General features: G+C 46.2%; 10 protein-coding genes. All 10 read right to left on the minus strand.

Going from position 1 to position 12,962, the window contains the following annotated elements; genetic code table 11:
• Positions 1–18 precede the first annotated feature (18 nt).
• Positions 19–957, minus strand: a complete 939-nt coding sequence (locus tag IFU39_RS09155; protein ID WP_062835982.1) for a bifunctional riboflavin kinase/FAD synthetase — start codon at positions 955–957, stop codon at positions 19–21.
• Positions 958–1,027: 70 nt separating this feature from the next.
• Positions 1,028–1,951, minus strand: coding sequence for a tRNA pseudouridine(55) synthase TruB (truB, locus tag IFU39_RS09160; RefSeq protein ID WP_192132312.1), 924 nt, complete (start codon positions 1,949–1,951; stop codon positions 1,028–1,030).
• Complete coding sequence (locus IFU39_RS09165) at positions 1,945–2,922, minus strand: DHH family phosphoesterase (RefSeq protein ID WP_192132314.1); 978 nt, start codon at positions 2,920–2,922, stop codon at positions 1,945–1,947. The genes truB and IFU39_RS09165 overlap by 7 nt, the downstream gene beginning before the upstream one ends.
• A gap of 19 nt (positions 2,923–2,941) precedes the next feature.
• A complete protein-coding gene (rbfA, locus tag IFU39_RS09170) occupies positions 2,942–3,301 on the minus strand; it encodes a 30S ribosome-binding factor RbfA (protein WP_017689140.1) in 360 nt (119 codons plus the stop codon).
• Between the two features lie 25 nt (positions 3,302–3,326).
• The gene (infB, locus tag IFU39_RS09175) at positions 3,327–5,912 is read right to left on the minus strand and encodes a translation initiation factor IF-2 (protein WP_192132316.1); all 2,586 of its coding nucleotides are present in this window, start codon (positions 5,910–5,912) and stop codon (positions 3,327–3,329) included.
• Positions 5,905–6,234: a L7Ae/L30e/S12e/Gadd45 family ribosomal protein gene (locus IFU39_RS09180; protein ID WP_017689142.1), complete on the minus strand. Its 330-nt coding sequence runs from the start codon at positions 6,232–6,234 to the stop codon at positions 5,905–5,907. The genes infB and IFU39_RS09180 overlap by 8 nt, the downstream gene beginning before the upstream one ends.
• On the minus strand, positions 6,227–6,532 hold the full coding sequence (rnpM, locus tag IFU39_RS09185) for an RNase P modulator RnpM (RefSeq protein ID WP_017689143.1): 306 nt from the start codon (positions 6,530–6,532) through the stop codon (positions 6,227–6,229). Before rnpM ends, IFU39_RS09180 begins: the two co-directional genes overlap by 8 nt.
• Positions 6,533–6,557: 25 nt before the next feature.
• Entirely contained in the window at positions 6,558–7,655 is a 1,098-nt protein-coding gene (gene nusA / locus IFU39_RS09190; protein ID WP_062833827.1) for a transcription termination factor NusA, read from the minus strand.
• 123 nt (positions 7,656–7,778) lie between these two features.
• Complete coding sequence (gene rimP, locus IFU39_RS09195; RefSeq protein WP_091017262.1) at positions 7,779–8,240, minus strand: ribosome maturation factor RimP; 462 nt, start codon at positions 8,238–8,240, stop codon at positions 7,779–7,781.
• Positions 8,241–8,496: 256 nt separating this feature from the next.
• A complete protein-coding gene (locus tag IFU39_RS09200; RefSeq protein ID WP_192132318.1) occupies positions 8,497–12,816 on the minus strand; it encodes a PolC-type DNA polymerase III in 4,320 nt (1,439 codons plus the stop codon).
• Between the last annotated feature and the right edge of the window lie 146 nt (positions 12,817–12,962).

Genomic DNA, 12,962 nt, shown 5'->3' on the forward strand with positions numbered 1-12,962 from the left:
GCATTTAATCCTGAACCTTTAAGATAACAGGCGGCCGGCAGTTAATGCATCTTCACGAATCTGGCTAATCAATGCATCAATGGAGTCAAACTTTCGTTCTGCACGAATATAGTGAACGAGCTCAACCTTTAGTTCCTGGTCATACAAGTGTCCATCAAAATCAAGCAGGTGCACTTCAAACGTAGGTTTCATCCCGCTTTCGTGAAACGTAGGTTTCACACCCAGATTCATTACGCCGTGCAATTCCTGTTCACCATACTGCACACGAACAGCGTAAACACCCTTAGACGGGGTAACGTAATGATCCGTGAGTTCAAGGTTGGCTGTAGGAAATCCAATCGTTCGTCCACGCTTCTCCCCGTGAATGACGGTTCCCCTGATGCTGTAAGGTCGGCCAAGCCACTGACTGGCCTCATCCATCTCCCCACGCTTCAACAGGCCACGAATGAGAGAGCTGCTCACTTTTTCACCATTTAACAAGAAAGGAGGAACGGTTTCCACCGTCATCTCTCCTTCTCCCAAAGTACGAAGAAGTTGTTCATCCCCTGCACCCTTGTGACCAAAACGGAAGTCAAAACCCACCACCGCTGTTCGTGTCTGAAGAGGAATCAACAAGTCGTGTACGAATTGTTGCGGCGTCAACCGTGAGAAATCTTCATTGAACTCCACCACATAGAGTACATCAACGCCCATTCCTGCCAAGATGTCTTCTTTATCTCTCAAGGGAGTTAAATAACCCTCGTAATCCCCTTTGCGCATAACTTCCTTCGGATGTGGATGAAAGGTCATGACCGCTGCCTGCATGCCCGTTTCCCGCGCAATGCGGACAGCTGATAAAATGACACTTGCATGTCCGAGATGCAGTCCGTCGAATTGACCAATCGCAAGCACTTGGGGCAGTGTGCTCAGCTCAGTCGAATGTAACGTCTGCGGATAGGTTAGCATTACGGTTTTCACAATCATTCACCTGCATTTCACTAGATAGGCCAAGCTTGAGCATCACCACAACTCCAAGCCCGAAACCTCTTTATTCCGGCAAAAAGACTTTAACTGCCCTTACCGTTGGTTTTAGTTCATCCCGTTCAAATATCCCCAGAAACGTACCATCCTGAGCATACAACCGCAGCAAACCAGGTTGCTCTACAGGCGGTTCCAAAAGACGTGCAGACAGTTTCTGACCTTGAAGTGCTCCTTTGGCCTGTTCATCTCCAACCTTGTGGGCCGGAATCGAAGCAATAGCCTCGTCAACAGGAATCAGCGCCTCCGCCAAAGTTCCCTCAGCCATAAGTTGTTCCACTTCTTCAATACGAAGACAATGATCTGCTGAGATACCTGCAGATATCGTACGCTCCAGTTGAACCATGGTGGATGGATATCCGAGTTGCCGCCCAATGTCTACACACAATGTCCGAATATAAGTACCTTTTGAACATAAGGCCCGGAAGGATATATCGGTGGTCTCACCCTGAGTCTCAATTCCAGTAAGTTCGAGCTCATAGATTGTGACCTCACGGCTCTTACGCTCTACCGTCTTACCTTCACGAGCAAGCTCATAAAGACGTTTGCCATCTACCTTTACCGCAGAATACATAGGTGGTACCTGTGAGATCGTGCCCAGAAACTGCTCAAGCACCTGTTGAACCTGTTCCTGTGTTACTTCCACAGTCGTTTCAGCCCGCTCAATGACTTCCCCTGTCATATCCTCTGTGTCAGTAGACAGTCCCAATCTCAGCGTAGCCAGATATTCTTTCGGAAGCTCCTGCATGTACTCCACCACACGTGTCGCCCGTCCAAGACAGAGCGGCAGAACACCTGTAACTTGTGGGTCCAGTGTGCCTGTGTGCCCAATGCGCTTCATTTTGAGAATGCGACGCATTTTGGCTACAACATCATGAGAAGTAAATCCCGCCGGTTTATATACCGGAAGTACACCTTCAAATGGCTTTACCATTGCGAATTCACCTGCTTCAGTACTTTTGGGATAATATCATCAAGTCTGCCTTCCAGACGACATCCGGCTGCGAGCACATGCCCGCCTCCGCCAAAGGTCTGTGCTAGTGCAGCAACATCAATCTTACCAGCTGAACGCAAAGAAACCTTGACTGCATTCTCGTTGATGACTTTGAAAAAGATACCAACTTCCACGCCCTGAATGTTGCGCGGATAGTTCACTACCCCTTCAAGATCTTCATTAGCTGCTCCACAAGCCACCATATCATCTGGTGTAATAACAACCCAGGCTATCTTTCCATCATCTGTCATCTGCAGGCTTGATAGTGCCTGATTCAAAATCCGAACTTGCGGAAGAGTCACCTGCTCCAACAAGGTCTGGGCGAGATAGGGACCATCCACGCCATGTTCAAGCAGTCTGGAGGCCGTTGTCATTACATTTGGGCTGGTGTTGGCATAGCGGAATCCACCTGTATCCGTAAGCAATCCTGTATAAACTGCCGTCGCAACATCTTTATCCCATGTTACTTGGAACAGGTTAAGAAAATCGAACAAGATTTCAGCCGTTGCAGCAGCATCTGACTTAATGATGTTAACTGTACCATAAGCATCATTTGTAGGGTGATGATCAATATTCAAGATAACAGCATCGTCTTCGAAATAATGACGTGTCAAACCTACTCTGGCAAAGTCTGCACAATCCACACAGATAACAGCTTTATATTTTCGCTGCGGTGGTTGTTCGGTCATGTTCACAATGTTGCCTGCTTCCCACAAAAATTGCATGCGATGCGGGATTTCACCTTCATTAATCATCGTGAATGTCTTACCCAGACATGACAGCAGCCAGCCCACCGTTACTGTCGAGCTGACTGCGTCACCGTCCGGCTGTACATGCGACACGACCAGGTAATCATCATGCTCCAGCAGAAATTGCTTTCCGGCCTGGAGCGCCTGTTCATAAGTGTGCATTGCCGTCTCCTCTATTCTGTTACTGGGATTCGTTCTTGTCGGAACCAATATCGCCAAGCAGCTTCTCAATTCGGCTGCCATAAGCGATGGATTCGTCAATCTTAAATATCAACTCGGGAACATGCCGGAACCGGATACGTTTGCCCAGCTCGGAACGCAAAAATCCATTTGCTTTTGCCAGAGCTTTGAGCGTGTTATCTTTTTGTTCCTGCTCACCGAAGACACTCAGATAAACTTTGGCTTGCGACAAGTCTCCTGTCACTTCGACTCCCGTTACCGTAATAAAGCCGATACGTGGATCTTTCAGTTCAGACTGGATGAGCAGACTTATTTCTTTCTTGATCTGCTCGCCCACTCTACCTGTACGAATCTTAGCCATCGTTGTTCACCTCATGCTTCCTTGCTTATCGTTGGACTGTCTCCATAATGAAAGCTTCGATAACGTCGCCTTCTTTGAGATCATTATATTTATCAAGTGTGATACCGCACTCGTAACCTTGTGCTACTTCTTTGGCATCATCTTTATAACGTTTCAGGGAATCCAGCTTACCTTCGTAAAGGACGATGCCATCACGAATCAGGCGTGCTTCCGCAGAACGCGTAATTTTACCCGAGGTAACCATACAACCAGCGATGGTACCCACTTTACTGATGGAGAACGTGCTACGAACTTCAGCATGACCGATAACTTTCTCTTTGTAGATCGGATCAAGCATACCTTTCATCGCTTGTTCAATTTCTTCGATAACACTGTAGATCACGCGATGCAGACGAATGTCTACTTGCTCTTGATCTGCAGTTGATTTCGCCTGGTTATCAGGACGAACGTTGAAACCGATCACGATAGCATTGGATGCTGCAGCTAAAATGATGTCGGATTCTGTGATTGCACCAGCGCCGCTATGAATAATTTTCACGCGTACACCTTCAACTTCGATCTTCGCAAGGGAACCTTTCAATGCTTCAACGGAACCTTGTACATCACCTTTGATGATTACGTTCAGATCTTTGATCTCGCCATCTTTGATGTGCTGGAACAGATCATCCAACGTCACACGAGTATGCGTACCCAGATCGGATTCACGTTGCGTGATCGAACGTTTGTCAGCGATGGAACGCGCTTTGCGCTCATCTTCAAACACCATGAATGGATCTCCCGCACCTGGAACTTCAGTCAGACCTGTGATTTCTACAGGTGTTGAAGGTCCAGCTTCTTTCAATTTTCGACCTTTGTCATTGACCATCGCACGAACACGACCGAAGCAGTTACCTGCAACGAAAGCATCGCCGACTTTCAATGTACCGTGCTGTACGAGGATACGTGCAACTGGGCCACGTCCTTTATCCAGTTCGGCTTCAATCACTGTACCACGGGCACGTTTGTCCGGGTTCGCTTTGTATTCGTTCACTTCTGCAACCAGCAGAATCATTTCAAGCAGACCTTCCAGACCCATTCTTTGTTTCGCTGACACGTTAACAAAGATGGTATCTCCGCCCCACTCTTCAGGAACGAGTTCATAGCTGGTTAATTCTTGTTTCACTTTGTCTGGATCAGCGCCCGGCTTGTCAATTTTATTGACAGCCACGATGATTGGTAGCCCTGCAGCTTTGGCATGGTTAATCGCCTCAATGGTCTGTGGCATAACACCGTCATCCGCAGCTACGACAATAATCGTCATATCCGTAACTTGTGCGCCACGTGCACGCATCGCTGTAAACGCTTCGTGACCCGGAGTATCCAGGAACGTGATCTTTTTGTTGTTAATTTCAACTTGATATGCACCGATATGTTGCGTGATTCCGCCTGCTTCGCCATCGGATACATTCGTGGAACGAATAGCATCCAGCAAAGTAGTTTTACCATGGTCAACGTGACCCATGATCGTAACTACTGGTGGACGAGCCTGCAAGTCAGCAGCATCATCATTCTCTTCCAGTGTTTCGAAACGGTCATCTTCAAGCACAATCTTCACTTCAACCTCAACACCGAATTCACCTGAAAGCAGAAGGATCGTTTCGATATCAAGTTCTTGGTTGATTGTTGCCATAACGCCCATAGCGATGAGCTTTTTGATAACTTCGGAAGCATCCTTATGGAGCAACTTCGCTGTTTCACCAACGGTCATATCACCACGAACGATGATTTTCTTAGGTGTGTTATCAATTTTCTCACGTTGTTGGTACTGTTGTTGATTTCTGTTGCGGTTATTCTTGCCACCACGGTTACCACGGAAGTTGCCGCCACGGTTGTCATCATAACGACGTCCACCGCCACCGCTGTTCGAACGGTTACCACTATTGTTGTTGTTGCCAGTAGTACCACCTGGGCCGCTTCTACGTTGGCCTTGTCCTTGGCTCTGACCTTGGCCACCGCTACGGTTGCCAGCAGTACCTGTATTACCACCGCTGTTAGGGCCTGAAGTTCTTACTTGACCGCCACCGCTGTTATTCGGACGTTGACCCGTTCCTTGCGGACGGGATGCAGTACTGCTTTGTCCACCTTGAGCTGGTCTTGGACGGTTAGTTGACTGTCCTCCTTGGCTTGAGCCTTGGGAAGAGTTCGTTCTGTTGCGGCTGTCTTGGCCGCTGGGTCTTTGGGTGCCATTGTTATTGTTGGAATTTGGTCTATTGTTCATACCTACCTGCTTTTCCTGTTGTATTTTTGTTTGTACGGGACTACCGGATGGGTTACTGCTCTTCGGCGTGTTCACTCCGCCGGCCGGCTGGTTGCTGTCCACTGGTTTGTCACTGCGCACTGCCGAAATAGCAACTGGTTTTGCATCGTTGCCTTGTTTCGAAGCAGCAGTGGATTTTATATCTTTAAAAAATTGTTCCACCTTACCGACTGAACCATTCTCCATGACACTCATATGATTGTTTACGGGAATTTCCAGCTTTTTAAGAATGGTTATAATTTCTTTACTACTCATATTAAGGGACTTCGCATATTCATAAACTCGCAATTTATCCTTGTTTTCCTGTTTACTCAATATACTCCACCTCCGACATTATACCGACTTGCTTGGAGATCATTTTTGCAAACCCTCGATCCGTTACTGCAAGAACAACACGCGTGTCTTTACCGATACTTGATCCCAGGCTATCCCGGTCAAATCCGATCAACAGAGGAACCTTATAAGTTCCGCATTTATCGCGAAATTTCTTTTGTGTATTGGCTGAGGCGTCACCCGCAACAATAACCATTTTAGCTTCGGAAGAACGGATCGCTTTAAGTACAATTTCTTCACCTGTTACAAGTTTACCTGCACGCATAGAGAGTCCCAAATAAGACAGCGTTTTAATATTAGTCATGTTCACGCTCCTGTGCTGCTTTGAATTCATCCTCAACCGCAATGAAGTCAGCTGCTAATTGCTCGTAAATTTCAGGTGAGACTTTGCCTTTTAACGCCCGATCCAAAGCCCGGTTTTTGAGTGCGAGCTTAAAACAGGACTCTTTGCCGCATAAATAGGCACCACGTCCGGATTTTTTGCCAGTCAAATCGATCAGCACTTCATCCTCTGGCGTTTTAACAATGCGAATCAGCTGCTTTTTGGGCATCATTTCTTGGCATGCCACACATTTGCGCAGCGGCACTTTTTTTGGTTTCATACGTCAGCGCCCCCCGTACTTTACTTTAGTCGACGGAGACGGAATCCTGATGCATTTCAGAAGAAGAATCTTTTTCTCTGCCGAATTCCTGTTCCGCCTGGCTCTCGCTCTTAATGTCGATTTTCCAGCCGGTTAATTTGGCTGCTAATCTGGCATTTTGGCCTTTGATACCAATTGCGAGCGACAGTTGATAGTCCGGAACGATAACCCGAGCCATCTTTTCTTCCTCAAATACATGAACTTCCAATACTTTGGAAGGACTCAGTGCATTAGCAACATATTCGTCTACCTGATCGGAGAAACGAACGATGTCGATTTTTTCACCGCGCAGCTCACCCACAATGGTCTGCACGCGCATTCCCTTAGGACCTACACAAGATCCAACTGGATCAACTTCCTCGTTGCGGGAATGAACGGCAATCTTGGAGCGGAACCCTGCTTCGCGAGCGACGGAGCGAATTTCAACTACACCGTCAAAGATCTCAGGCACTTCCAGTTCAAAGAGACGTTTCAAGAGGCCCGGATGGGTACGGGACAAAATGATTTGCGGCCCTTTTGTCGTATTCTCGACCTTGGTGATATACGCCTTAATACGGTCACCATGAACAAACTTCTCGTTCGGCATCAATTCGGTCAGCGGTAAAGCCGCTTCGATTTTGCCCAGATCGATGTAGATATTGCGCAAATCCTGACGCTGCACCACTCCCGTAACGATATCTTCTTCCTTATCTACGAAAGCGTTGTAGATCAGGCCGCGTTCGGCTTCACGAATCCGCTGGGTCACTACCTGTTTGGCAGTTTGTGCCGCGATACGTCCGAAATCACGCGGCGTAACTTCAATCTCCGCAATATCTTCCAGCTGGAAGTGTGGGTTGATTTCTCGTGCAGCAGGCAATGAAATTTCGGTACGTGAATCCAGGACTTCTTCCACGATCAATTTACGGGCATACACCCGAATAACTCCCGTATTACGGTTCATGTCAACACGCACATTCTGGGCCGTGTTGAAATTCCGCTTGTAGCTGGAAATTAGTGCAGCCTCGATCGCTTCAAACAGCACATCCTTGCTGATCCCTTTTTCCCGTTCCAATTCATTCATTGCTTCAATAAAATCCATACTCATGAATGTTGATCCCCCTTTCAAACATGGCATCTCATACGTAAAACGGCGAAAGGCTCTGAACTCATGAGCACCTTGCCGTTATCGTGAGATGTGTCTTTTTCATTAATAAAGTGAACAAGGCACTTAAAACAAAATAGCTAGGCGCGCACTGGCAACCTTATCATAAGAAATGGCATGCTGTTTTTTGCCTGCTTCGATCACGAGTTCCCCGTCATCAAAGGAAAGCAGCTTGCCTTCAAATTCCTTCAATCCGTTCACCGGCTCGTAGGTTGTAACAAAAACATTTTTGCCTACAGATTTGGTAACGTCCTCAGGTTTTTTCAGTGGACGCTCCGCACCGGGAGAAGACACTTCAAGGAAATAGATGGTTGGAATCGGATCGTTCTCATCCAGCTTGGCGCTCAGCTTTTCGCTGATCAAGACACAATCGTCGATGTCGATGCCACCCTCTTTGTCGACATACACCCGTAAAAACCAGTTGCTGCCTTCTTTGACGTATTCGATGTCAACCAGCTCGAAGCCTTGTTCGTTCAAGTAGGGTTGGATCATTTCTTCCACGGTAGATTTAATGTTCGTTGTGCTCAAAACCAATAACCTCCAACTTAGGTTACACCAGCAAAAAAGCACTGGCAGATTATTCAATACCCAAGATTCTTGTATACCAAAGACTAAAGAGTGGGTTTCCCCACTCTTTAGAAATTCGTACTATCTCGTTCACTTCAAAAATTATAACATAGTCTGGTAATAGTGACAAGTAAGCGATGCTTCAGGCAGTTTACTTACTAATGAAGGAAAAATTACGTTCCCCCAACAATCGCTAAGGTTAGATCCAAATTCAATCCTAGAAAAGGGAAAGCTGATTGCTCTCTGGCAAACCACGGAAACATCCCATATTCGACAGGAGTTCAACAATGGTCTTACTTGCTTTCGACTTCTGCTGGAAGTCCTCAACCGATAGAAACTCACCATGATCACGTGCTGCAGCAATATTGCGAGCAGCATTATCCCCGATTCCTGCCAACGCCGAAAATGGAGGGATTAGTGTTTTTCCGTCAACGATGAACTTTGTCGCTTCCGAACGGTATAAGTCAATGGATTTCAGCGAGAATCCGCGCGCTGCCATTTCCAGACCCATTTCCAGGACAGGTAACATGTTTTTCTCTTTTGGAGGTGCCTGGAAACCTAATTGCTCAATTTCCGTAATTTTGCGATAGATCGCGTCGTATCCCTGACACATGAGTTCGATATCAATCTCATCCGCCCGAACGGTAAAGTAAGTTGCGTAATATTCAATCGGATGATACAGCTTGAAGAATGCCGTACGTACTGCCGAAATAACATAAGCGGCCGCGTGAGCCTTCGGGAACATGTACTGGATTTTGAGACAAGAATCAATGTACCATTGAGGCACTTTACAATTTTTCATCTCGTCAATCCATTCCTGTGGTAGACCCCGTCCCTTACGAACACTCTCGGTAATCTTAAATGCCAGACTTGCGTCCATTCCCGTTTTATAAATCAGGAATAACATAATGTCATCCCGACAACCAATTACCGTCTTAATGTTACACGTTCCGTTCTTAATCAGATCCTGAGCATTTCCAAGCCATACCCCTGTACCATGGGACAATCCGGAAATCTGAAGTAAATCGGCAAAAGACGTCGGCTGGGATTCAACAAGCATCTGACGTACAAACTTCGTCCCCATCTCTGGCACGCCAAACGTCGCGACTGGCGACCTAATCTGTTCCGGTGTAACACCCAGAGCTTCGGTTGAGTTAAACATGCTCATGACTTTCGGATCATTCATCGGAATGGTTGTTGGATCGACACCTGTCAAATCCTGCAACATCCGCATCATCGTTGGGTCATCGTGCCCCAGAATATCAAGTTTCAGCAAGTTCTCTTCAAAAGCATGATAATCAAAGTGTGTCGTTTTCCACTCCGCATTAACGTCGTCAGCCGGAAACTGAACAGGTGTAACGTCTTCGACTTCGATATAATCAGGTACCACGACAATACCGCCAGGATGCTGTCCAGTACTCCGTTTCACCCCAGTACAGCCAGAGGCCAAACGATTCAATTCAGCTCCACGCCATTTCTTTTGATGCTGTTCCTCATACTTCTTGGCAAAACCAAATGCTGTTTTCTCAGCCACCGTACCAATGGTCCCCGCACGGAAAACACTTTTCTCACTAAATAGCACTTTCGTGTAGTTATGTGCGTGAGGTTGATAATCTCCAGAGAAGTTCAAGTCAATATCGGGAACTTTATCTCCTTTAAACCCAAGGAAGGTCTCAAACGGAATATCCTGGCCTTCTCCTTTAAGTGTGCCACCACAATCCGGACACTCTTTCTCTGGAAGGTCAAATCCACTCCGAACGCTGCCGTCCAGGAACCACTCGCTGTGTTTGCATTCTGAATTTACGCAAATATAATGAGCAGGTAGTGGATTAACCTCGGATATACCCAGGAATGTAGCAACAACAGAGGAGCCTACCGATCCCCGCGAACCTACGAGATAACCATCCTGATTCGATTTTTTAACCAAGCGCTCCGAAATCAGATAGTTGGCAGAAAAACCGTATTTAATAATTGGAATGAGCTCTTTCTCTAGTCGTGCCACGATTACTTCTGGTAATTCCTCGCCATAGATGGACTTGGCAGTGTTATAGCAGGTATTACGGATTTCTTCGTCCGCACCTTCCAGAATCGGAGTAAACAGTTTGTCCGGGAATAACTTAATTTCCTCAAATCGATCAGATAACTCTACCGTATTTGTAACAACGACTTCGTAAGCTTTATCTTGGCCCAGAAACTGGAACTCTTCCAGCATTTCCTCCGTCGTTCTAAAATGTGCATCCGGTTTACGTTGATCTTTGAGTGGACTAAAACCTGTAATTCCGTGAATGGTGATATCCCGATATAACTTGTCACGTGGTTCCAAATAGTGCACGTTACCTGTAGCTATGACCGGTTTATTAAGTTTCGCACCTATATCAATGACTTTACGGATCGCTGTTTTGATTTCTTCGGGTGTAGATACCAACCCTTTATCCACCAAATGCATATACATCGTAAGTGGTTGAATCTCCAGTATGTCATAGAACTCAGCGATCTCTTCCGCTTCTTCGAGCGATTTGTTAAGCACCGCTTCGAAAAACTCCCCTTTTTCACAGCCCGATATAATAACAAGACCTTCACGCAAATTTATCAGTTTTGATTTGGGAATGCACGGTACCCGCTTGAAATGCTCCGTATGAGAGAGAGATACCAGCTTATATAGATTTTTCTTACCGACATCATTCAATGCATAGATGCCACAATGGAAAGGTCTTGTATTCGACAAGTCGACACCTACATAATCGTTCAAGCGATCAAGTCTCGTTAATCCTTTCATCTGAGCAGCATCATTTAATAATCCGATCAGTATACCCGCGAGTGCAACCGTATCATCAATGGCACGGTGATGACTTTCGAGTCCAACCTTATATTTATCAGCCATCGTATTCAGACGGTGGTTCTTGTTTTTTGGAAATAACAATCTCGCCAGTTCCAATGTGTCAAGGACCGGGTTAGGAAGCTCTGGCAATCCAATTTGCTTCAGAGAAGCCTGGATAAAGCCCATGTCAAAGCGTGCATTATGCGCAACAAGCACACCATCACCAGCAAACTGCACAAAATCACGGATAACAGGCTCCAGCTCAGGTGCGTCTTTTACCATGTCATCATTAATATTGGTCAACTGCTGAATGTTGTAGGGAATGCGTTCATGCGGATTCACAAACGTTGCAAACCGGTCGATTTCTTTACCGTCTTGCATCTTCACGGCTGCAATCTCAATGATTTTGTTCTGTGTTACCGACAAACCTGTGGTCTCGATATCAAATACGATGTATGTCGCTGTTTGGAGATCCAATGGCTGAGGAGCCATTACAACGGCAACAGAGTCATTCACGACATTGGCCTCAAGGCCGTAGATCATCTTAATCCCGTTTTTCTTAGCAGCCTTGGAAGCCTCGGGATATACCTGCACCCCACCATGATCAGTGACAGCAATCGCCTTATGTCCCCACTCGGCTGCCATTTTCACGTATTTGTCGATTGAAGTTACAGCATCCATCGTACTCATTGTAGAGTGCAAATGGAACTCCACCCGTTTCTCTGGTGCATTATCTTTGCGAGACGGCGGTGCTTTAACTTCAATCAAATCCGAAGGAATCATGGCGAGCTCAGGAATTTGCATAAACCGGTCATACTCTACACGACCACGCACTTTTACCCATTTACCGTTAGCCAACAAACTGAGAATTTTAACATCCTCTTTTGTTTTGGCAAACATCTTCATTTGCATGGAATCCGTGAAGTCGGTCAGGTAGAAGGTAAACAACGTATTTCCGTTTCGCAATTCTTTTCGATCCAGTCCAAACACTGAACCTTGAAGCGTGACCTTTTTCTCTTCATCCTGGATTTCCTGCATGGGTACTGCTGGCTCCTTGATGTCATAACCCATTTGCAAACGCAGATCACCCTGCTCCTCATCCACCGGGATTTCTGTGTCCACTTCACTCATCATCTTCTCGATGACCTCAAGTTCTTCTACACGTTTTTGGGCCTGGAACTGTTCCATGGCCTCTTTATTGCTTCCCACTTCACCCACTTGCATCTTGATGCGAAGAGGTAGATGAAAGTATTTTTCATAGAATTTTGTAATAGCTTGATCAATCTGTTTCTTACGAGCCAATTCCATCGACGTAGCATCACTCATTGTCAGTTGTAGAAGATCCTCTTCACATTCAAAGGTTGTCCGGTTCATCCAACCATTTACAGATGGAATCTCACGGGTAACCCACTCCAGAAACAAATTCCAATATTCACTGACGATATCACCATTTTGTACTTGGTCCGTGTATTTGAAGCCAAATGAAATTTTGGCGATATGATTCATCTTCTCTTGAATATGCAGGCAAAATGTGCGATAGATTGGAGCGGGTACCAACGTATCCTTTGCAATCAGAATATTCCATTCCCGATTACTTCGATTGGTCTCTACTTGTTCAATCCATCCATCCAAAAAATAGGGCTCTAACAGACCAGCCGGAAGCTCTGCCTGTTTCATCAACAACTCAAACCGTTTTCTCTTCTCCTCGAATCCGCTCATCGTGTTCCTCCTTGTACCCCCTTAAAGCATGAAAAGCCCCTGCATTCAAAAATGTCACCGATCCGAACTCGCACCGACTCATTTTATCCGACAGAAGCTCTCATTCATTACTCAACTGGTGAAAAAGTGCTCTTCGTCAGGTTATC

The sequence above is a fragment of the Paenibacillus sp. CFBP 13594 genome (genome assembly GCF_014842675.1).
Taxonomy (GTDB): Bacteria; Bacillota; Bacilli; order Paenibacillales; family Paenibacillaceae; genus Paenibacillus; species Paenibacillus amylolyticus_B.